Origin of the sequence: Paraburkholderia piptadeniae (assembly GCF_900007165.1) — a bacterium.
Classification (GTDB): Bacteria; Pseudomonadota; Gammaproteobacteria; order Burkholderiales; family Burkholderiaceae; genus Paraburkholderia; species Paraburkholderia piptadeniae.
The window spans coordinates 74,253-95,258 of the sequence record NZ_CYGY02000068.1 but is presented as its reverse complement, the minus strand read 5'-3'; the positions used below and the strand labels follow the sequence as shown (position 1 = coordinate 95,258).

The following is a 21,006-nucleotide window of genomic DNA, read 5'->3' as shown; positions in this document are numbered from 1 at the left end:
GTCCAACTAGGACAGACCTTCGATGATGCCCCCGGCTATCCGACATCTTTACATTGCAAGGAGCGAGCTATGCCTCTGATCGATCATTTGGACCACCTGGTTTTGACCTGCGTCGACCCTGATGCGACGAAACACTTCTACACGGAGGTGATGCAAATGCGACTGGAGACGTTCGGCGCTGGCAGGCTGGCGTTCCGTTTCGGAAACCAGAAGATCAACCTCCACGTGCGCGGCTCTGAATTTGAGCCCAAGGCACACGTGCCAGTGCCGGGCGCGCTCGACCTGTGTTTTATCGCAGCAGTGTCGCTCGACGAGGTGATCGCGCACCTACGCTCCGTCGACTGGCCGATCATCGAAGGTCCCGTCGAGCGCACGGGTGCGACACAAAAGATCCGTTCCGTGTACGTGCGCGACCCCGACCTGAATCTGATCGAGATTTCCGAGCTCCTGTAAAGGGGCCTGTCAGCGAACGAATCGCTTTTTATTCGCACCGTGGCATCAAGACCCGGGCTGCAGCGATCTGCTCAAAACAATGGAGACGCGCCATGAACAGTAACCCGTTCGGCCTGGGCGGGCAGGATCCCGCCCGCGCAATGAGTCAGGCATCGCACCTTTCGCCTGCAGGAGAGGCCCCGGCCGTCCAGGCTCGTGCAACAACGCTCAGTGACTTCATGGACGACATGCCCGTCGGTGCGCTGCATCGATTCGTCGTCCTGGTCATTGGCATCGGGCTGTTCTTCGACATGTACGAGATCTTTCTGGTCAGCTCAATTGGCACTGCGCTGCAGAATGAATATGGTTTGAGCCGGCACAGTGCCGACTTCAAGCTCCTGCTCGCGTCCGCATTCATCGGCATGTTTTTCGGTTCGTTTTTCCTCGGCAGTCTCGCGGACCGCATCGGTCGACGTAAGGCCTTCACGAGCTACCTCATCTGGTACAGCGCGTTCTCGCTTCTCGCGGCGTTCTCGGTGAACGCTGGCATGCTGGTCATCTGCCGCTTCCTCACAGGCGTTGGCGTCGGTGCGCTTTACCCTGTTGCGGACACCTTCCTGTCGGAGATCCTTCCGAAAGAACGCCGTGGACGGCTTGCTGCGTGGGCGTACACCACCTCGTATGTGGCCGTCCCACTCGTCGGGTTTCTCGCCGTATGGTTGAACCCGCTGCACTTCGGCACCATCGCGGGTTGGCGCGTTATTCTCGCTATCGGTTGCCTTGGCGGCGTGTTCGTTCTGTTCGTCCAGCGCCGTCTTCCGGAAAGCCCGCGCTGGCTCCTGGCCCGCGGTCGAACAGAGGAAGCGCATGCCGCGTTGCAGAGATTCGCGCTAAGTGCGGGCGTATCCGTGCCCGCAATCAGGGAAGAGGCGAAGAGCCATCAACACCCGCCCGGTTTAAGTGAGCGGATCGCACTGTTGCGCCGCGCTCCGTACGCAAAACGCTACTTCATGCTGGTCGTATTTCACCTGTTCCAGGCATTCGGCTATTACGGCTTCGGAACGCTGGCAAGTATAGTCGTGAAGAGTCGAGGCTTTGATGTAACGGATAGCACGCTGTTTATGGCACTGTCGTTCCTCGGGTACCCGATTGGCTCACTGCTGTCGATTCCATTGCTCAACTGGATCGAACGTCGGACGCTCGTCATCAGCGCAATCCTGTCAATCGCCGTTTTTGGTCTCGGCTTTGCGTACTCGGACAATACCGTGCTGATTGTCTGCTTTGGTGTATTGACGACATGCGCGTCAAACGTCTTCAGCAACGCATATCACGTGTATCAGGCAGAGATTTTCCCAGCACGGGTACGGTCGACCGCGATCGGCAGCACCTATGCGCTGTCACGCATCGTGAGCGGTTCACTGCCGTTCGTTCTGCTGCCCATACTCAACGATCATGGCGCAGGCGCGATGTTCGGCATCATCTCCGTTGCACTGACTCTTGTCGCGATCGTTGTACGCCTGTTCGGTCCAAGAACCACCCGTCGCAGCCAGAACGAAATCAATCCTGTATAGAGCTGTTTGAGCGAGGCCGGGATACACGCTTCAGTGCCCGAAGGCCTGCGTCTCATCGGGCACTGAGGTGATCCGGACTCGCCGTGAAGCGTCCAGCAGATCTTCGCTTGCGACAGGCGCATGGTGATCGCGGCCCGCAGTCCATTCATTCCATGATCGGTGAGACCCAATGGCGAATACTGGAAAATTGCTGCTGTTCTCCTGGCTTGTGTCAGTTCCGCGCACGCCCAGTTTGAGACAGTGCAAACAGAAAGTGGACGCGTGTCGGGCGGTCAGGGGATCGTCGGTCAGGGGGCTGCGAAAAGCCGCTTACCGGAACGACGAACTCGTGCTGGTCGTCCCTCGAGGGCACGATCTCGCATCGCGAGACGCTGTGGTATTCACCGACATCGTCGACGAGGAACTGGTCGGGACAAACGACGGCAGTGCGATCTTACGGTTACTGACGGATCTCGCGACTGCGGAAGGAACGATTCTGCGCATCGGCATCCAGGCATCGAGTTTTGAAGCCATCCTGAGTCTCATCGAGGCAGGTCATGGCGCGAGCGTCTTACCTCGCGCTGCGATATGCAGGAGTCTGGACGGTCGTCAGCTTGTTGCCGTTCCCATCCGTAACGTTTGCCTCGCGGAACGCGATCGCAGATCCCGGTATTGCCCCGGAGAGGTCCCGTACGGGGCGAGCGCCGCCCGCGAGGGTGCGCCAGCGTTTCCGCCTAAGAAAGGGTGCTTGAGGAATCGTCGATTATCAGCGCGGCAGAAATGCTTCAGGATGATCGCCATATCAGACGATGAACCTGGAGGCAAAAATGACGAGTCCGCTGTCTGGCGTACGCGTGCTGGAGTTGGGCCAGCTGATCGCTGGGCCCTTTGCAGGGAAGATGCTGGCGGAGTTCGGCGCGGAAGTGGTCAAGATCGAGCCGCCCGAAAAAGGCGACCCGCTCCGGAAATGGCGTCTGCTACACGACGACACGTCTGTGTGGTGGGCTGCGCAGTCGCGTAACAAGCAGTCGCTCACGCTTGATCTGCGCGCGCCCGAAGGCCAGGAAATCGTGCGGCGACTGGCGGCGCAGAGCGACGTCATCATTGAAAATTTCCGTCCAGGAACGCTGGAAGGTTGGGGACTTGGCTGGGAAGTCCTGCGGGAGATCAATCCCGGTCTGATCATGCTGCGGGTCTCCGGGTATGGGCAAAGCGGTCCGTATCGTGACCGTCCGGGCTTCGGCGTGGTCGCTGAAGCGATGGGCGGCTTGCGTCACCTGAGCGGCGAGCCGGGTCGTACTCCCGTGCGTGTCGGCATTTCAATCGGTGATTCGCTTTCGGCATTGCACGGCGTCATCGGCGTGCTGCTGGCTTTGCGGCATCGGGAGCAGAACGGTGGCGTCGGTCAGGTGGTCGACGTTGCACTGTACGAGTCCGTGTTCAACATGATGGAAAGCATGTTGCCGGAGTACGCGGTATTCGGCACCGTCCGTCAGCCAGCGGGCAGTTCCTTGCCCGGTATCGCGCCGACAAACGCCTACCGGTGCCGCGATGGCAAGTACGCGCTCGTCGCCGGCAATGGCGACAGCATCTATCGTCGACTGATGGAACTGATCGGGCGCCCGGATCTTGGCAACGATCCGGCTCTCGCACAGAACGACGGTCGCGTCAGACACGTCGAGAAGATTGACGCGGCGATCGGGGAGTGGACGCAGCAACGCGATCTTGACGATGTGCTCGCCGCGCTGAATGAAGCCCGCATCCCGGCCGGCAAGATCTACGACATCGCTGACATTGCACAGGATCCTCATTACAAGGCGCGGGAGATGATCCTCGATTCTGCGCTTGACGACGGCACGCCGGTCCAGTTGCCGGGTATCGTGCCGAAGCTGACCGATACGCCCGGGACCGTACGAACCCCGGCCCCGACGCTCGGTCAGCATACCGATGCGATCCTTGAGAAACTCGGCCTCGATGAGGCGACCCGCACCGATTGGCGTGCACGAAGCATTATCTAACGGAGACGTATCATGTCCGCGTCGAAGAAGCGCCTGTACATTCAGGAGGTCGCCACCCGTGACGGCTTCCAGAATGAGGCACAGTTTGTCGATACCGATCAGAAAATCGCGCTGGTCGACCAGTTGAGCCTGTGTGGGTACGCGAAAATCGAAGTGACTTCGTTCACTTCCCCGAAGGCGATTCCCGCGTTGCGTGATGCCGAGGCGGTGATGCACCAGATCAGGCGGCAACCGGGCGTCGAATACACCGTTCTCGTCCCGAATGTGCGTGGCGCCGAGCGGGCGCTGTCATGCGGGGTCGACGAGGTGAATCTTGTGATGTCGGTGAGTGAGAGTCACAACCTCACCAACCTGCGCATGTCCCGCGATCAGTCCTTTGCGCAACTGAGGGACGTCGTCTCGGTGGTGCAGAAGACGGATGTCGCAATCAATGTATCACTCTCGACGGCTATGGGCTGCCCGATGGAAGGCGACGTCCCCGTCGAGGAGGTCATCCGCTGGATGCACTGTTTTGCCGAACTGGGTGTGCGGGGCATCACGCTATGCGATACAACCGGGATGGCCTTCCCATCCCAGGTCCGGACGCTTTGCCGCAAGGCACGAGCAACGTTCCCCGAGCTCGAACTCACACTGCACTTCCACAATACCCGCGGGATGGCACTTGCGAATACGCTCGCCGCGCTGGACGTCGGTATCGACCGCTTTGACGCTTCGCTCGGCGGCCTCGGCGGCTGTCCGTATGCACCCGGTGCGACGGGCAACGCCTGCACGGAGGAACTGGTGCACATGCTGGAGCTGGACAGGTACGACACGGGTGTGAACCTGGCGGGCATCCTTGACGCATCGGCGCGACTGCCAGGCCTCATCGGACATGACGTGCCCAGCCAGCTGCTCAAGGCAGGACGCAGGCTTGACCTGCATGCCATGCCCAGCATCGGCGAGGACGGAAGGCCGGAGCAGCGTGCCGTGTGCCATTAACCGGAGCTCAACGACCAGCCGCAAGGGCCGCGCCAAGCGCGGCCCTTTTGCTTCAGCCCCCTGGCCCCTGACGGTGTCCCGTCGTGACTCGCGTGAGCTGTCCCAGGGTGTAAGCTAGCGGTGTTTCGTCCCCACCTGTACACGTTGTCCACATGGTCAATCCCAGTCATTTCGACCTGCAGTCGCTGCGGGTGTTTCTGCTCGTTGCCGAACACGGTAGTCTCACCAAAGCGGCTGAACACGGCCGCCTCACTCTGTCGGCGGTCAGCAAGCGGATAGCCGACCTCGAGAGCGTCACCGATTGCACGTTGCTCATCCGTCGTGCACGAGGCGTTGAACTGACCGCGGCCGGTCGCGGCCTGCACGAGCATGCGCTGCGCGTACTGACCCACGTAAACAGCATGGCCAACGAGATGAGCGATTATGCGATAGGAGTCCGTGGCCATGTGCGCGTCTGGGCGAATACCTCCGCGATCGTGCAGTTTCTGCCTGCCGATCTGGCGCGGTTCCTTGATGCCAATCGCGGGGTGAAAGTGAGTCTTGAAGAGCGTCTCAGCGGCGACATTGTCGATGCGGTCGTGACGGGGAAGGCTGAGCTTGGCATTTTTGCCGACAACGTACCCGCGCCCGGAGTCGAACGACGCCTGTACAGGCGCGACAAGCTGGTACTGGTGGTGCCAAAGGAGCATCCGTTTGCACAGCGGGACGTCATAGCGTTTGCGGACACACTCGATGAGGACTACGTCGGACTCAACGCTGGCAGTTCACTGCTTGCGCGGATGCGGGACGCAGCACTTGGGGCTGAGCGTCTGCTGAGACTGCGGATCCAGGTATCCAGCTTCGACGGGATTTGTCGGATGATCGAGACGGGGCTCGGAATCGGTGTGCTGCCAAGCCGTGCACTGAGGAAGGAGGTATTGAACGCCGGCTTGCGAGCAGTTGCATTGTCGGATGAGTGGGCAAACCGCACCCTCTGGATCGGCGCCCACGATGGTAGCTCGCTTGCTCCTGAAGCCGTCAGGCTCTTTGATTTCCTGTCGCAGTCTGATGGCGACGCAGGCTCCGCGACGCCATCAGAAGAATGAAGCATGCTTACCTAAGCTCAATGGCTCGCGGTAACGTGATGATGTACCCGTTCGTTGCCTGAGCTTATGTTCGATCTGTACATGGTCGGGTTGCCGCAGGTAATGCGCCTGACCGGTTCGACGGGCCGCGCGGCTCGCACCGAACAACGCCGGTCCGCTGGTAATCGTCAAATGCTCCGCAGCCGGTAGCAGAAGAGGCGAAGAGGCGATGTTCTTCCGCAGCCTCGTACATGGTGTTCCCCGGTGCAACGTAACGCAATATCGACGCCCCGGGTATCCTGGCGCATTGTGGCGCAACACTTACCCGGCGGTGTGGCACGACACCTCTTCCAGCGATTGATGCGATAGCCCGGCACACATGCGCGTGCACGGTCAGCATATCGAAAATCGTCGTTTGCACTTTGATGGTTTATTCCCATATAGGGTCCGCCCGTCGCTGGAGTTAGGGGCGAGCCTCACGTATACGGTCGGTCAGCCAGTCGCCGACCAGGCATCACGGCCGCATTACGTGAGTGGCGCGGTGGCAGGGTGGTATGAGCTGAGCAAACGCACGGGAGTGTACGTATATACCGGCTATCAGCATGCGTCGGGATCAACCATCGATCCGTACGGGAATGTTGTTCCCGCGACGACCTCGCTTGGAGATTCGGCCAGTTGCCTATCGTCAGCCGGAAGAAATCAGTTCATGACGAAACTCGGGTCTCTACAGCAAGTTCTGACGTTGAGTTGTCGACCGACAGGTCTTAGCCTGTCAATCGTACCCGAGTGCCTCGACGGCGCAGCCACCCCGCCCTGACGGTGACGAGGCAACGCCTCACCGTCAGGTCAGCAGGGTGGCAATCAATCGAGATCAGGCCCCTGGGCGAGTTGACGCCTGAAGGTCCGGTCGTCCAGGACGCGTTCCCATCGCGATACCACGATGGTGGCGATGCCGTTTCCAATGACGTTAATGATTGCCCCGCCTTCCGAAATGAAGCGGTAGACACCAAGAACAAGCACGAGTCCCGCGACGGGAAAACCGGGCACTGATCCCAACGTTGCCGCGAGTACGATGAACGCCCCGCCGCTCACACTCGCCGCCCCCTTGGAGGTGAGCAGGAGAACGAGCAGAAGCGTCAGTTGTTGCCAGATGGATAGTGGTGTATCCGTCGCCTGCGCGATGAAGATTGCGAGCACGGTCATGTTGATGCAGCTGCCGTCCAGATTGAAAGAGTAGCCTGCCGGGACGACAAGACCGACCACTGACCTGTCACAGCCCAGCTTCTCAAGTTTGTCCATCAGACGGGGCAGTGCTGACTCGGAAGATGAGGTACCCAGCACAAGCAGCAGCTCATCACGAATATAGCGCAGGAAGGAAAAGAGGCTGAATCCCGCGAGACGGCATACGGCGCCGAGGATGACGACGACGAATACGATGCCGGTTACGTAGTACGTGACGAGAAGCTGTGCGTAAGAGCCGAGTGAGCTGACCCCGTACCGGCCAATCGTAAAGGCAATCGCGCCGAAAGCACCAAGGGGCGAGACGTACATGACGATCTTCACCATGTTGAAGAACGTGCGCGATCCGACGTCGATCACCGCAAGGAGCGGCTTGCCGCGCTCGCCGAGCATCTGCAGCGCGAACGCAAAAATGATCGAGATGAAGAGCACCTGCAGAATGTCGCCCTCGGCGAAGGCGCCGAAAACCGTTGTCGGAATGATATGTGACAGGTAGCCGACTACAGTCTGGTCATGCGCAGCCTTTGTGTATGTCGCAATCGCCGACGCATCGATCGAGTGCGGATCGATGTGCATTCCTGAACCCGGTTTGAGCAGGTTGACGAAGATCAGTCCGATGACCAGCGCCAGTGTTGTCATCGCTTCAAAGTAGATCAATGACTTCACGCCGACCCGGCCGACGGCCTTGATGTCCCGCATGCTGGCAATGCCATGCACGACCGTGCAAAAGACGAGCGGTGCCACCATCAGTTTGATCAGCTTCAGGAAATTGTCGCCAAGAGGCTTCATCGCCGTGGCGGCCGCAGGATAGAAGTGCCCCAGTGCAATGCCGATGCAAACGGCGATGAGTACCTGCACATAGAGATGCTGATACCAGGGTTTCCTGATTCTCGGGGTGCTCGCGGCGGCGGGTGCCGGGTTGGGTGCTGTGTTCATTGATGTCTCCGTGTACTGCCTGTGTTATGACGGCAAAATGGCGCGGCAGCCGTCCGACGGACGGGTAGAAGCCTAGGGGATCAAGGTTGAAATCAGTGCGCCTGTGTGCGCATCAGGTTTTTCTGGGCCTGCGCATTCTCACGGCCAGGATGATCGCCGGAGACCCGATTGCCTCTCGTCACGAAGAAGAGAATGACAATCGCGAGAGCACCGAAGGCGGCAATCAGTTGCATGCCAGCGTCGAAGCTCCCCGTCGCATCCTTCAATACCCCGACAGCGTACGGGTCGACGAAGCCAGACAGGTTGCCGAGAGAATTAATCAGTGCGATGCCGGCCGCTGCAGTTGCCGGACCAAGCAGGCGTGGCGCAATGGTCCAGAAGACGGGCAATGCTGAAAACACGCCGAAGCTCGCTATGCACAGCAGGAAAAGCTTCGTGCCGGACCCTGTTACAAGGGTCGATCCGGCGAGACCCACGACTGCAAGGACGAGGGGAACAAGCAGGTGCGCACGCCGCTCCCCCGTCCTGTCTGAGTGCTTGCTGCAGAAGATCATTCCGATGGCGCCAGCCAGAAATGGCAGGGCGCTGACGTAGCCAACCTGGCGGATCGTCAGATCGAAGCCTTTCACAATCTGCGGCAGGAAGAAGCTCATGCCGTAGTTGAAGCCGGTGACACCGAAATAGGCGAGTGCGGTGAAGAGCACCAGCGGGCTTCGGAACAGCCCCAGGACGCTATGCTGAACGGCCGGTGCGCGGGAAGCCCTCTCAGCCTCAAGCGTGGAAGTCAGCCAGTTGCGTTCGTCGTTGCTGAGCCATTCGGCGTGTCTAGGGGAATCGCAGAGGATTTTCCAGACGGCGACGGCCAGTACCAGAGACGGCACCGCTTCGATGAGGAACATCACCTGCCATCCGGCGAGGCCAAACAGTCCGTCCAGCGACATCAGATACCCGGACAGCGGCGAACCGATCACGCTTGCGACTGGCATCGCAGCCATGAAACCACCGATGACTCGCGCACGATAGGATGCCGGTACCCACAATGTCAGGAAGAACACGATACCCGGAAAAAAGCCAGCTTCAGCAGCGCCCAGGAGAATGCGGACCGTGTAGAACGATGACGCACCCTGAACGAATGCCGTTGCTGCCGAGCAGAGTCCCCAGGTGAACATGATGCGCGCGATCCATCGGCGGGCTCCAACGCGTTCCAGAAGGATGTTCGACGGGACTTCGAATACAAAGTAACTGACAAAGAAGAGTCCCGCCGCCAGGCCGAAAGTGGAAGCAGAGATGCCGAGATCCCGATTCATGGTCAATGCCGCAAATCCGACGTTGACACGATCAAGGAATGCGACGACAAAACACAGGGTGAGTAGGGGAACGAATCTGCGCAGAACCTTGCGCATCGTTCGGGCTTCAATGTCGGGCATCATCGTCTCCTGTGATGCGTTAGGAAGGTTCTCGCGGCGTACGTAGCACCGGGAATGTGTTATCGGATGCGGCGGTTCCGGTGCGGAAGTGGTAACCCCGGTACGGGTGAGCGGAAACTGCGAATGCAGTCGTCAAGAAGGCAGCCGAGATAGGCCGTGCACATGTCCGGACCGCCGAAAGCAATGCTCGAGACGTTGCCCAGCCGTGAGTTGCCGGGCGTTTGCATGTCCGCATGTTCGAGCGTTCCGTCGCGAACGCCTTTGGTAATTCGCTCGATGTGAACGGGGTCGCCGTCGTCTACCACTGTTTGCACGTCGCCGTCCGGGCGCACGAGGAGCACCTTGTTGCTTGCGATGCAAGTCACCCAGAGCCCGCCGTGAGAATCAAAAGCCAGTCCATCGGGCAGATCTGCGCCATACAGTTGCGCAACGGTTTCGCGTGGCCCCAGTTGAGGCTGGTCTGCTGTTCCGTTCAAAGGGAAACGGCTGATACGCTGGGCGTACGTTTCATTCACGTAGACCCAGCGCCTGTCGGCCGTGAATGCGATTTCGTTGGTGTAGCCGAGGTCATCCGCAAGTATCCGTGAATCGTTGCGACCTATGACGGCAATGAAACCATCTCGCACCTTGTGATTCCACGACCTGCTGCGCGGTACGTTTCGCGTGCTGACCGTGAGCCACAGCAGGTCATGCTCGTCGACCATCACGAAATTGCTGGGCGGCAAGGCAACGCCGTCGATCGCATCGACTACGGTGGCCAGCCCACCCTGGCGGTCGATCGAGAAAATACCGCCGTACCTGCTTCCGAGGTCGGCGAAGAGCACCCGCCCATCGGGGGCAAGCGCGATGCCGTTAGGCACATAGCGCCTGTCGCCACCCGTACGTTCGACGTAGTGCGTCACGTCCCCGGTCGAACTGACCAGTGAGTATCCGCCGCTACCGTGGGCGGCGATCAGGGAGCCGTCGTCGAATGCAAGTACGCATTCGGGTCGCACGAGATTGCGCGCGACAACGTGAAGGTCGTCATAGGGAACACGAAAGTCTCCTGGGACGGGATAGGGCATCATTGACCATGTCCTCTTTATGCTGGCGGAAAGCCTGTATGCATATCTTGAGATAGAACACGGCCGCTGATAATCGCAGTTTTTTCAAGCACCCTTGCCGGCGTGGAAAGGGTGCACCCGCCTTGCTTCGGAGGATGGGGCAGCGCACGTCCGGCGGCTTCGGGCGGCGCGGTGTGCACTGCCACAGTCGACGGAAGATGCGCCGGCGTGGCCTGTGGGGCGGTAGGGCGGTAAAAAAAACCGCACCTTCGGTGCGGTCAACCATGTCAGCCTCACATGGGCCCAGGCGCTCTCACACACCCTGGCAAAAAATGTCCAGTCCGACGACCAGGAAAAAAGTCAGGGGCTACGCGGTGCGCGCGACAATGTTCCGCGGCGTGCCCTGCACGAATGCTGCGACGTTGTCCACCAGCTGGTCCGCGAGCGTCTGGATGGCCTCCTCACTTGCCCACGCAACATGTGGTGTGAGGATGAAGCCTGGATGATCCAGGATCGTGGCGAACGGGTGGTCGCGACGCAGCGGCTCCTCGGTGACAACGTCGAACCCCGCCCCTGAAATCTGGTTCGATTTCAAGGCCCGGACGAGCGCCTGCTCATCGACGAGGCCGCCGCGTGCGGTGTTCACCAGGATCGGCTTGCGTTTCATAAGCGCGAACTCGGCATCGGCGATGAGGTTGCGAGTCGAGCCGGTGAGCGGACAATGCAGCGTGATGATGTCGGATTCCTGCAGAACCTCCTCGAAGGGCGTGTAAAGGGGGCCCATGTCGGTGCGGCCCTTGTAGGCCGAGAAGAGAACACGCAGGCCTAACGCGCGCGCGATGTTTGCTGTAGCAGTGCCGAGCGCGCCGTCGCCCACGATCCCGATGGTCGAGCCGGCGAGGTCACGAATCGGAAAGTCAAAAAAGCAGAACTGGCCGGATTCGGCCCACCGCCCGGCACGTACGGCATCGCGGTAAGCCGCGAGACTGCGACGCAATGCGAAGATCAGGGCGAATGTGTGCTCCGGGACAGTGTGGGTCGCGTAGTTGCGGACGTTACAGACAGCGATTTTCCGCTCGGCGCATACGGCCAGGTCGACATTGTCCGTGCCGGTCGCAGCAATCGCGATGAGCTTGAGACTCGCTGCACCTGCGAGATCCTCCTTGCTCAGTTTCACCTTGTTGGTGATGACGATGTCTGCAGAGCGAATTCTATCTGCGACTTCGTTTGCGGCGGTCTTTTCAAAGACCAGCAGTTCGTGAGGGAAGGGAAGCTCCTTCAACCGGGTGGACGGAGGAATCGTCGCGCGGTCAAGGAAGACAATCTTGATGGGGGATGACGAATCTGACATGTGAGTCCCTTGCTGCTGTCCTTGCGGGAGCTGCGTATGGAAAGTATCCCGCTAGTTTGACGTAGCCGGAACGAGAGTTGGTTGACGGATCGTCAAGACGTGTGTCTCGGATGGAAAGTCGCGTCTCATGACCGTGACATGTGGCGACATCCGGTGAACCGCAGGCGGGTAGCCTGCTCCGTTGTGTTCGCTATAAAGACCGCGGCATTCTCGATAGCGAACTCGAGGGACACCGGCCCGGGCGCAATCGAGAAGCATCCGGCAAACCGCTGGGCTAGCGCCGGCAATGCATCGGGGTCAATGCTGCCCGAGATCAACGTGGAGGGGACGCCGGCATCGGAGGCTAGCATCGCCGCAATGGCGGGTGCCTTGCCGCGCAGCGATTGAAGATCAGACCGGCCCTCTCCGGTGAGGTGCCAGTCGGCGCCGCACAATGCTTCACCGAACTGCTGCGCTTCAAGGACTACAGTCGCACCGTTTTTGGCGGACGCGCCCAACAGAAGAAGGGCGAAGCCGAGCCCACCGGCAGCGCCGGCGCCGTGTTTCTGGGCGGCGCTGATACCGATCGACCGTTCCAGCAGATTCGCGTAGCGGGATATCGCATCGTCAATCGTGGCGAGCTGTTCCGGTGTTCCGCCTTTCTGGGCGCCGAAGATTGCAGCTGCCCCGTTGGGGCCGGTCAGAGGATTGTCGACGTCACAAAGCAGGATGATCTCGGTCCCGTCCAGCCGGGAGTCCAGTCCTGAGACGTCGACGTGGGCGACGCGGCCGAGTCGGTCCGGCAAAGGCTCAACAACGTTCCCCTGGAAATCCGTGAGGCTCACGCCCAACGCGACAAGCATTCCCGCGCCAGCGTCTGAGGTGCTGCTGCCACCCAGGCCGACATGGATCCGGTTGACACCCATGTCCAGAAGGGCAAGGATCGCGTCGCCGACGCCGAGCGTCGTACGCTCGCCAAGCGATACGGCCATCCCATCGCCATCTGTAATTCCGACGATTTCCGCAATCTCTACCACGCCCGTACCGTCCGGGAGGACAGCGATGCGCGCTGACTTGCTAACTCCCCGGGCTGAACGTACGGTCACCTGGTGTTCGATACCGCCGGCACTGAGCAAGGCGTCGATGGTTCCTTCTCCACCGTCTGCAATGGGTAGTTCAACAATGTCTGCGCCCGGAAGTACGCGTCGGATGCCAATCGACATCGAGCGCGCGACGTCTGGTGCGCTTAGCGATCCTTTGAACGAATCGGGAGTAAGGACAATCCTTGGTCGATCCGATTCCAGGGCTTCGCTAGGCGTACAACGGGTCAGGTCCATAGTCTTAATCATTCTGCGTTCGTCCCGTTCGCACCGACTGCATGCGTATCGGGACACTGCATAATCCAGGGGGCCAGGCAGGCGGCGAAGTGCGCCGCCACACGCGTCGCGCACTTCGTTCCCGGGCGTCAGTCTTCTATATACGCTGGCGAGGATGACACTGGGGGGCGCCGCAGTACCGGCCTGTGCGTTGCTATCTTCAACGTTGACGCGTGTTTTGATAATTGAAAGAACGTCAACAACCCTTTCCCGTTCAGCGAGGCACGTCACATACAACGACGGTGTTTAGCACAGGAGCTGGACGGAGCAGGATGCGCTTTTCCCCCGATATAGGAATGGTCAATATCCCGTAGTCAAAGAAAGTATTTCATGTGAGCAGCTGTGGTTGCGTACATTCGTCTCAAGCATATAAGCCCGTCCGGGCAACGGAGACAATGGTGTACCAGCAAATCTACGATCCCGTCGCGAATTCCAATCCCACATCCGCAGCTTTCGCTGCCAGTACCTCAAATAAAAAATAGCTGAGGAAGAAAAGGCCTGAGCCAAGTCCGAAGACGGAAGGACTGATGCCGATATCCCGATTCATCTGCAAGGCGGCGAAGCCTACGTTGACGCGATCGATAAACGATACCAGGTAGCAAAACATCAGAAACGGTACGAGGACCGTCGTCACGCGTCCCAGCGTGGCTTTGCCTACGCTTGTATCCATGCCGCCATGTCTCCTGTTTTGTCGGGCTACAGGTCCACCCGGGTCAGCAATCTTAAAAATATGTTAGCGTATACGTTGTTGCATGCGATATCATATTCGTACTGATTTTCACCTAGACGGGCAAGAGGAAAGCCAGATGGCGCCGACGAACACAATGTCCAGATTGGCCGAGACAGACGCGCTCGCAGGGAAGATGAGCGCTACAGCGTATGTGGTCATGAAACGCAGGATCCTGGACAACGTCTGGCCTGCCGGTTTCCAGGCGACCGAGGCCGACGTCTCGGAGGAACTGGGTATGAGCCGCACCCCCGTGCGGGAGGCCTTAATGAGGCTTCAGCAGGACGGACTGATAAAGGTCATGCCCCGTCACGGAATGCGGGTGCTTCCAGTCTCGCCTGACGACATGCAGCAGATTTACCAGATCCTCACTTCACTGGAAGCGACCGCCGCAGAGCTGGTCGCCGCACGTGGCCTGACGCGCGAGCAGCTGCAGCCGCTCATGCTCGCCACGCAGGCGATGGACGAGGCCCTCAAGCGCGACGATCTCGACGCATGGGCCATCGCAGACGAGCGCTTCCACACCCATCTGCTTGAACTCTGTGGCAACGAGATGCTTCGCGCCGTGGTGCTCAATTTCTGGGACCGGGCGCACAGGGCGAGGATGGTCACCCTGCGCATTCGCCCTAAACCCGTCCACTCCACAAAGGAACATCAGGCTCTGGTTTCGGCGTTGCTAAAGGGCGACGTCGGCAAAGCCGGTGCCATACAACGCGCTCACCGTGAGCGGGCGAAAGAGGAGCTCCTGGGGCTGCTGCAGCGGTCGGGACTCAGTTCACTGTAGTCGGTATTGAACCCACCCTATTCAACGAAGGATCGGAGACATGTCTGAAGTGAGCCCATCGGTATTCGAGATTGCCGTTCTGCCCGGCGATGGCATCGGCGTCGAAGTAACCCAGTCCTGTGTCGCGCTCCTCGACGCGGCCCAGAAGCAGGACAGGGGGCCCGTCCTCAAGCTGACCACTTACGACGCTGGGGCACAGCACTATGCGAAAGGGGGTGAGGCTTTGCCGGCAAGAACGCTCGACGCGGCGCGTAATGCCCATGCAGTGCTGTTTGGCGCGATGGGATGGCCGGACGTCCGTTACCCCGATGGCACGGAACCCATTCCGCAGCTCGACCTGCGGATGGAACTGGACCTGTACGCGGGTGTTCGACCGATCCGGTGGTTCGCCGGACTTCCCCAGGTACTCTCCAATGAGAAAGCGAGAGCGATCGACTTCGTGTTGGTGCGCGAACAGACGGAGGGTCTGTTCTATGCGCGTGGCCGCGGGGAAGTGACTGACGCGGGTGAAGCGTTCGATACGATGAAGATCAGTCGACCGGGCACCGAACGCGTAAGCCGGTTTGCGTTTGAGCTTGCTCAAGTCCGTCAGAAGCGTCGTGGAAAGGAAGCACGCGTCACCTGTGTTGACAAGGCAAACGTCTTCACGTCGATGGCGTTCTTTCGCGAGGTCTTCGATAGTGTCGCTAAGCAGTACAGCGGTGTCCGCTCCGATCATGCGTATGTCGATGCGATGGCATTGACGATGGTCAACAAGCCGTGGACGCTGGACGTTCTGGTAACCGAAAACATGTTTGGCGACATCCTCTCCGATCTTGCAGCAGGGCTCATCGGCGGAATGGGAATGGCGCCATCCGCAGACGTCGGTGACGAGCATGGCCTGTTTCAGCCAGCACATGGAACGGCGCCCGACATTGCCGGTTTGGACAAGGCCAACCCTGGCGCCATGTTCCTGTCGGGCGCAATGATGCTCGACTGGCTTGCAGACCGGCACGATCAACCGGATCTGGCGCGTCGGGCGCGCATGATCGAGACTGCCCTCGAAATGGTTCTCGCCAGGGGAGCGATCCGGCCAATGGAATACGGCGGAACGGCCGGTACAAAGGCAATGACAGAAGCCGTGATCGCAGCACTTCCGGAGGCTGCCAGGCAGTTGATCGAGGTCTGACGCGAGCCGCTCCTGACGGGTAGCTGGTCGCCGAACGGGCTATCCTGACGCGCTCTCGCTGGCATAACGGGGCAGACGCCAGGCGCTTTGCTCGGTGCCTGGCAAAGTGCTTCACCATGGTTCCCGACCACCTGTTAGCGGCGACATGCCGGGAGACCGTTCGCGGCCATTTGCGGGCCGGCCGCGGCAGGTTTACCGCTGTCGATCTGGCGCGTTCACGTCGGTTGAAGGATCCGTGTCCGCGGACACCTGCTGCGCCGGGGCGCATGCTTCGCAGGATCATCCAGGCATGTCTGCATCTTTTCTCCAATCTCGGACTGTACCCGCCCCTTCTTTCACGGGACATTGCCGCGGCTGTTTGGCCGGGCCATTGCCAGAACCGACACACCGATACTAATTATCGCAAAGCCTCTCTTTTTCGATCGAAATTTGCAGAACACGGCTCGTTGACGATATTGGCTATTGCCGCTCGCGACTACGCTTGTCGAAGGCAATGCAGTTGTGCAATGCCTCGCGAATCGGCGGGTCCGTCGATTCGGACACCAGTCACTCTATCGTGCGGACGATCATGCAACTATCTCGGTCAGTTCAATGGCTCGCGCTACTGGCGCTTGCCATCCAACCGCTCATGGCCCGGGCGGACCTCACAGTCAAAATCGGGCAGGTTTCACCGCTAACGGGCGAGCTGTCGCACATCGGCAAGGACGATGAAAACGGAGTACGGCTTGCGATCGAAGACCTGAACCAGCGCAAGATCCAGATCGGCGGTCAGCGCGTTACCTTTGTCCTCGACTCACAGGACGACGCAGCTGACCCGAAAACTGCCGTGACCGTCGCTCAGAAGCTGATCGATGATGGCGTATCGGGGGTCGTCGGGCACGCCAACTCGGGCACATCCATTCCCGCATCGAAGATCTATTCGGACGCTGGCGTACCCATGATCACGGAGTCTGCAACCAACCCGAAGCTCACGCAGCAAGGCTTCACGAACGTTTTCCGTATGGTCGCAAACGATGTCAGGCAGGGCTCCGTTATCGGTAGCTACCTCGTGCGCGACCTCGGCGCGCGGAAAGTCGCGATTGTCGACGACCGTACAGCCTATGGCCAGGGACTTGCTGACGAGGTCGAGAAGGCCGTCAAGGCGACGGGAGGCAGTGTCGTCGCACGGGAGTATGGCACTGACAAAACGACGAACTGGATGGCCATACTCACGACCATCAAGAGTCGTCAGCCGGAAGGCATCGCTTTTACTGGCGGAGACACCCAGGCGGCGACGTTCGTTCAGCAGGCGCAAAAGCTCGGACTGAAGGTGAAGCTCGTTGCGGGCGACGAGGCCTGTACGCCGCAGTTCATCAAGCTGGCCGGTTCCTCGATGAGTAACGATGTCTACTGCACGCTGGCAGGCGTGCCGCCGGCGAAGATGCCGGAGGGGCCGGAATTTTTCAAACGCTATCAGCAGCGCTTTGGCGTGCCGGTGCAGCTTTATGCCCCGTACGCCTACGACGCGGTCATTGCGATGGCAAGCGCGATGCAGGCTGCCGGGTCGACTGATCCGAAGGCGTATCTTCCGAGGCTTCGCGCGACAAGGGTAGATGGAGTAACCGGTCCCATCCAGTTCGACGAGAAGGGCGACATCCGCAACGGAGCAATCACGGTTCGCCAGTTTGAACCGGGCACCTGGGCTGACAAGTCAGTGGTCCGGTAGCGTCGCCGGGTCGTTCGGGCCTACCGGCACGTCCAGGCCCACCTTCACGCGGCTCATGCTAACCAGCGTCTTGAAACGCTTGACGTTGTTGTTGGAAAAAAACAGCTGCCGCGTGAGGGCTGTGTATTCGTCCATGTTGCGCACCGTCAGGATCAGCACAAAGTCTGATTCGCCCGCTACGTAGTAGCACTGCTGAATCTGCGGACATTGGGCGAAGGTGCGCTTCGTCGAGTCGAGCAGGTCAATCTGCTCGCTCTCGACCTCCACCATCGCGATGATGGTAAGTGCGAAGCCCACTTTTTCGGGCGCGACGACCGCGCTGTAATGATGAATCACCCCTTCATCGGAAAGCCGCCGCAGCCTTCGATTGACCGCCGCGGTGGACAGATTGACCCGTGCGCCGAGTTCGTTCTGCGGAGTCTGCGCATCACGCTGGACTTCCATCAGCAGCTTGAGGTCGAAGTCATCCAGGCTCATTGTCATGATGTTGCGATCAGTAGTTCGAAACGGAGATATTTTTGCATAATCCCGCCGATTTTCGAGACTATTTCTACCTTCTCAAACAATATGATTTCATCAATCCCGAGCTGCGTTGCCTCTGGGCATAGGTAACCGGGTCTACCGGGCCGAAGCCGACGGCGCGCGGATTCCGGGCCGTTGGCGCCAGCGCTCCGCACTGTACTTCATACGCAAGGACGTCCCACATGGAAAGCACGCTGCAAGATCAGTTGAAGAGCTGGCGTCGATATCTGCATCAGAACCCCGAGACGGGCTTCGAGGAAATCCATACCTCCGACTACATCGCAACAGTACTTCAGGCTCTGGGCCTTGAGGTGCACCGGGGTATCGGCGGAACCGGCCTTGTGGCCAGTCTGAGTGTCGGTGACGGCAAGCGGGCGATCGGGCTGCGCGCCGATATGGACGCACTGAATATCGCGGAGAATGCGCCGGGCCGGACGCACATCTCGCGCACTGCGGGAAAGATGCATGCATGCGGGCACGACGGCCATATGTCGATGATCCTGGGCGCAGCCAGGCTTCTTGCCGAACGCCGCGACTTTGACGGCACAGTACGCTTTATCTTCCAGCCGGCCGAGGAGCATGGCCGCGGCGCGAAGGCGATGATGGCTGATGGGCTGTTCGAGCGATTTCCCGTCGATGCCATCTTTGGTGCGCACAACATGCCGGGGATGCGCGCGGGCACGTTTGCAACGCGCGCGGGCGGCATCATGGCCAGCGAAGACAACTTTGTTATCCACGTCAAGGCGCGCGGTACGCACGCTGCACGTCCGCACATGGGTGTCGATCCGATCGTGATCGCGTCACAGATTGTTCTTGCCCTTCAGACCATCGTTTCGCGCAATCTCGATCCGAGCCTGCAGGCCGTGATCTCGTGTACGGAATTCATCACCGATGGGATCAGAAACGTGATCCCGTCGAACGTCACCATCAGGGGCGACACCCGCAGTTACTCGCGCGAGGTTCAGACGATGCTGGAGACGCGCATGCGGGAGGTGAGCGAAGGAATTTGCCGGACGCACGGTGCAGAGTGCACCTTCGAATACACGCACGAATTTGCGCCAACCGTCAACTCCGAGCAGTTCCTTGCCGTTGCAGTGCGCGCCGCTAGCAATGTCGCGGGTCCCTCGAGCGTCGACGCCAACGTCCAGCCGATGATGATCTCGGAGGATTTCGGCGCATTTCTGCAAGCTGTTCCCGGCAACTTTATCTTCATCGGCAATGGCGAATCAGCGGAAGAGGGCGGCATTCCCCTTCACAACGCAGCTTACGATTTTAACGACGACATATTGGCAACGGGCGCGCGCTATTTCGCTGAGATTGCCAGGCTCGAACTGCCTGCCAGTTAACACTGGTGACATTCATGAGTTCCCCTGTCTGAATTTACCGCTATCCCTCTGTGACAAAGAGAAGCAAATGAACACTTTTGTACCTCCATCCCTGACGCTCGACGGCAAGTTACTGATTGAGCAACTGCAACAGCTTGGCGAACTCGGCACCGATCACGAAGTGGGCGGACGCACCCGCATTGCACTCACAGATGACGAGCGGGCGGGGCGTGACCTGGTCGTCAAATGGATGCGCGAACTGCACCTTGACGTCAGGATTGACCGTATTGGCAATATTTTTGGCACGCTCCGTTCCGAGTCGGACGATGGTACCGAGCGACCCCTCATGATGGGTTCCCACATTGATACGGTGAAGAACGCCGGTGCGCTCGATGGTTGTTATGGTGTGCTCGCCGGTCTCGCGGTTGTTCGCGCGTTCCGTCGGGCTGACGTTAAACCGCAGCGTTCGATCACGATTGGCGCATTTACCAATGAAGAAGGTATCCGCTATCAACCCGACATGATGGGTTCGCTCGTCTACGCTGGTGGCCTGGCGGTGGACGCGGCGTTGAACACCGTAGGGATTGATGGCACCCGTCTCGGCGACGAACTCGAGCGTATTGGCTATGCAGGTGACCTGGAGCCAGGCTCGATCGTCCCGCACGAATATCTCGAGCTGCACATCGAGCAGGGACCGGTTCTTGAAGCGGAAAACGTCCGCATCGGTGTGGTTGAGAATCTCCAGGGGATTTCCTGGCAGCAGGTTACCGTCCAGGGAAATGCCAATCACGCCGGTACGACACCGACCCGTCTGCGTCACGACGCCGGCTGGGTGGCTGCTGCCGTCTCGACCTTCCTGCGAGAGCTGGCCGTCGCGACGGGGACGACGCTTGCCACGATCGGCATGTTCCGCATTGAACCGAACGTCATCAACGTGATCCCGCGCAAGGCGGTGTTCACCGTCGATCTGCGCGATCCGGACGAGCAGCGCCTCCAGGATGCCGAACGCCGCCTCGCCGAATTTCTGGAGCAGGTCGCGGTAAAGGAAGGCGTGAAGATCACGACTGAGCGCCTGGTCCGGTTCGAGCCCGTTGTGTTCGATGCAGGCCTCGCGGATGCCATTGAAGCATCGTCGGCGCGCCTGGGCTTCACTCATCGCCGGATGACGTCCGGGGCGGGGCATGACGCGCAGATGATTGCGCGAATGGCGCCCGCCGCGATGATATTTGTACCAAGCCGCGGCGGTATCAGCCACAACCCGCGCGAACACACTGACGAAGGGCAGCTCATCGACGGCGCCAATGTCCTGCTGGATGTGGTGCTGAACCGTCTTTCAACGAAGTGAACACACCACTTCCCGCCAATTCATATCGTCTTTCTGG

At 59.8% G+C, this 21,006-nt stretch carries 17 protein-coding genes and 1 pseudogene; 11 read left to right on the top strand and 7 right to left on the bottom strand.

Annotated elements, in window-relative coordinates; all coding sequences use genetic code 11:
* Window positions 1-69: 69 nt before the first annotated feature.
* The 6 genes and pseudogenes from BN2476_RS33025 to BN2476_RS33000 all read left to right on the top strand — a co-directional run bounded on the left by BN2476_RS33025 (window position 70) and on the right by BN2476_RS33000 (window position 6,063).
* Entirely contained in the window at window positions 70-453 is a 384-nt protein-coding gene (locus tag BN2476_RS33025) for a VOC family protein (RefSeq protein ID WP_087738391.1), read from the top strand.
* Window positions 454-593: 140 nt separating this feature from the next.
* Window positions 594-2,003, top strand: a complete 1,410-nt coding sequence (locus BN2476_RS33020) for an MFS transporter (RefSeq protein WP_438942919.1) — start codon at window positions 594-596, stop codon at window positions 2,001-2,003.
* A 169-nt stretch (window positions 2,004-2,172) separates the two neighbouring features.
* Window positions 2,173-2,610, top strand: a pseudogene (locus tag BN2476_RS49785) (LysR substrate-binding domain-containing protein); the annotation flags it as partial.
* 199 nt (window positions 2,611-2,809) lie between these two features.
* Window positions 2,810-4,000, top strand: a complete 1,191-nt coding sequence (locus tag BN2476_RS33010) for a CaiB/BaiF CoA transferase family protein (protein WP_087738388.1) — start codon at window positions 2,810-2,812, stop codon at window positions 3,998-4,000.
* Between the two features lie 12 nt (window positions 4,001-4,012).
* Window positions 4,013-4,978 carry a hydroxymethylglutaryl-CoA lyase gene (locus tag BN2476_RS33005; protein ID WP_087738387.1) on the top strand — a complete coding sequence of 322 codons (966 nt, stop codon included), beginning with the start codon at window positions 4,013-4,015 and terminating at the stop codon, window positions 4,976-4,978.
* A 152-nt stretch (window positions 4,979-5,130) separates the two neighbouring features.
* A complete protein-coding gene (locus tag BN2476_RS33000) occupies window positions 5,131-6,063 on the top strand; it encodes a LysR family transcriptional regulator (protein ID WP_087738386.1) in 933 nt (310 codons plus the stop codon).
* An 840-nt stretch (window positions 6,064-6,903) separates the two neighbouring features.
* Here BN2476_RS33000 and BN2476_RS32995 read toward each other — a convergent pair.
* The 6 genes from BN2476_RS32995 to BN2476_RS32970 form a co-directional block, all read right to left on the bottom strand.
* Window positions 6,904-8,217, bottom strand: a complete 1,314-nt coding sequence (locus tag BN2476_RS32995) for a dicarboxylate/amino acid:cation symporter (RefSeq protein WP_087738385.1) — start codon at window positions 8,215-8,217, stop codon at window positions 6,904-6,906.
* A gap of 92 nt (window positions 8,218-8,309) precedes the next feature.
* Window positions 8,310-9,644, bottom strand: a complete 1,335-nt coding sequence (locus BN2476_RS32990) for an MFS transporter (protein WP_087738490.1) — start codon at window positions 9,642-9,644, stop codon at window positions 8,310-8,312.
* Window positions 9,645-9,703: 59 nt separating this feature from the next.
* A complete protein-coding gene (locus BN2476_RS32985) occupies window positions 9,704-10,711 on the bottom strand; it encodes an SMP-30/gluconolactonase/LRE family protein (protein WP_087738384.1) in 1,008 nt (335 codons plus the stop codon).
* A 343-nt stretch (window positions 10,712-11,054) separates the two neighbouring features.
* Window positions 11,055-12,038 (bottom strand): D-2-hydroxyacid dehydrogenase, encoded by a 984-nt coding sequence (locus BN2476_RS32980; RefSeq protein WP_087738383.1) that lies wholly within the window; start codon window positions 12,036-12,038, stop codon window positions 11,055-11,057.
* Window positions 12,039-12,163: 125 nt separating this feature from the next.
* Window positions 12,164-13,354, bottom strand: coding sequence for a glycerate kinase (locus BN2476_RS32975; RefSeq protein ID WP_087738489.1), 1,191 nt, complete (start codon window positions 13,352-13,354; stop codon window positions 12,164-12,166).
* Window positions 13,355-13,805: 451 nt separating this feature from the next.
* Entirely contained in the window at window positions 13,806-14,063 is a 258-nt protein-coding gene (locus BN2476_RS32970; RefSeq protein WP_087738382.1) for a permease, read from the bottom strand.
* A gap of 136 nt (window positions 14,064-14,199) precedes the next feature.
* On the opposite strand from BN2476_RS32970, the gene BN2476_RS32965 reads away from it, so the two are divergent.
* The 3 genes from BN2476_RS32965 to BN2476_RS32955 all read left to right on the top strand — a co-directional run bounded on the left by BN2476_RS32965 (window position 14,200) and on the right by BN2476_RS32955 (window position 17,777).
* A complete protein-coding gene (locus BN2476_RS32965) occupies window positions 14,200-14,904 on the top strand; it encodes a GntR family transcriptional regulator (RefSeq protein WP_235851067.1) in 705 nt (234 codons plus the stop codon).
* Window positions 14,905-14,944: 40 nt separating this feature from the next.
* Window positions 14,945-16,072 (top strand): isocitrate/isopropylmalate dehydrogenase family protein, encoded by a 1,128-nt coding sequence (locus BN2476_RS32960; RefSeq protein WP_087738381.1) that lies wholly within the window; start codon window positions 14,945-14,947, stop codon window positions 16,070-16,072.
* Between the two features lie 568 nt (window positions 16,073-16,640).
* Window positions 16,641-17,777, top strand: a complete 1,137-nt coding sequence (locus BN2476_RS32955) for a branched-chain amino acid ABC transporter substrate-binding protein (protein WP_087738487.1) — start codon at window positions 16,641-16,643, stop codon at window positions 17,775-17,777.
* On the opposite strand, the gene BN2476_RS32950 is transcribed toward BN2476_RS32955, so the two are convergent.
* Complete coding sequence (locus tag BN2476_RS32950) at window positions 17,763-18,260, bottom strand: Lrp/AsnC family transcriptional regulator (RefSeq protein ID WP_087738380.1); 498 nt, start codon at window positions 18,258-18,260, stop codon at window positions 17,763-17,765. The genes BN2476_RS32955 and BN2476_RS32950 overlap by 15 nt on opposite strands.
* 221 nt (window positions 18,261-18,481) lie before the next feature.
* Between BN2476_RS32950 and BN2476_RS32945 the strand changes: the two genes are divergently transcribed.
* Window positions 18,482-19,645, top strand: coding sequence for a M20 aminoacylase family protein (locus BN2476_RS32945; protein ID WP_087738379.1), 1,164 nt, complete (start codon window positions 18,482-18,484; stop codon window positions 19,643-19,645).
* Window positions 19,646-19,712: 67 nt separating this feature from the next.
* The gene (locus tag BN2476_RS32940; protein WP_087738378.1) at window positions 19,713-20,969 is read left to right on the top strand and encodes a Zn-dependent hydrolase; all 1,257 of its coding nucleotides are present in this window, start codon (window positions 19,713-19,715) and stop codon (window positions 20,967-20,969) included.
* Window positions 20,970-21,006: the final 37 nt, after the last annotated feature.

Excerpts from the sequence above, each read along its gene's own strand:
- BN2476_RS33020 (WP_438942919.1), top strand. The coding sequence starts at position 594 with ATGAGTCAGGCATCGCACCTTTCGCCTGCAGGAGAGGCCCCGGCCGTC.
- BN2476_RS32990 (WP_087738490.1), bottom strand. The coding sequence starts at position 9,644 with ATGCCCGACATTGAAGCCCGAACGATGCGCAAGGTTCTGCGCAGATTC.
- BN2476_RS32940 (WP_087738378.1), top strand. The coding sequence starts at position 19,713 with ATGAACACTTTTGTACCTCCATCCCTGACGCTCGACGGCAAGTTACTG.
- BN2476_RS32965 (WP_235851067.1), top strand. The coding sequence starts at position 14,200 with ATGGCGCCGACGAACACAATGTCCAGATTGGCCGAGACAGACGCGCTC.
- BN2476_RS32955 (WP_087738487.1), top strand. The coding sequence starts at position 16,641 with ATGCAACTATCTCGGTCAGTTCAATGGCTCGCGCTACTGGCGCTTGCC.
- BN2476_RS33005 (WP_087738387.1), top strand. The coding sequence starts at position 4,013 with ATGTCCGCGTCGAAGAAGCGCCTGTACATTCAGGAGGTCGCCACCCGT.
- BN2476_RS32975 (WP_087738489.1), bottom strand. The coding sequence starts at position 13,354 with ATGGACCTGACCCGTTGTACGCCTAGCGAAGCCCTGGAATCGGATCGA.
- BN2476_RS32985 (WP_087738384.1), bottom strand. The coding sequence starts at position 10,711 with ATGATGCCCTATCCCGTCCCAGGAGACTTTCGTGTTCCCTATGACGAC.
- BN2476_RS32960 (WP_087738381.1), top strand. The coding sequence starts at position 14,945 with ATGTCTGAAGTGAGCCCATCGGTATTCGAGATTGCCGTTCTGCCCGGC.
- BN2476_RS33000 (WP_087738386.1), top strand. The coding sequence starts at position 5,131 with ATGGTCAATCCCAGTCATTTCGACCTGCAGTCGCTGCGGGTGTTTCTG.
- BN2476_RS32970 (WP_087738382.1), bottom strand. The coding sequence starts at position 14,063 with ATGGATACAAGCGTAGGCAAAGCCACGCTGGGACGCGTGACGACGGTC.
- BN2476_RS33025 (WP_087738391.1), top strand. The coding sequence starts at position 70 with ATGCCTCTGATCGATCATTTGGACCACCTGGTTTTGACCTGCGTCGAC.
- BN2476_RS33010 (WP_087738388.1), top strand. The coding sequence starts at position 2,810 with ATGACGAGTCCGCTGTCTGGCGTACGCGTGCTGGAGTTGGGCCAGCTG.
- BN2476_RS32980 (WP_087738383.1), bottom strand. The coding sequence starts at position 12,038 with ATGTCAGATTCGTCATCCCCCATCAAGATTGTCTTCCTTGACCGCGCG.
- BN2476_RS32995 (WP_087738385.1), bottom strand. The coding sequence starts at position 8,217 with ATGAACACAGCACCCAACCCGGCACCCGCCGCCGCGAGCACCCCGAGA.
- BN2476_RS32945 (WP_087738379.1), top strand. The coding sequence starts at position 18,482 with ATGGAAAGCACGCTGCAAGATCAGTTGAAGAGCTGGCGTCGATATCTG.
- BN2476_RS32950 (WP_087738380.1), bottom strand. The coding sequence starts at position 18,260 with ATGACAATGAGCCTGGATGACTTCGACCTCAAGCTGCTGATGGAAGTC.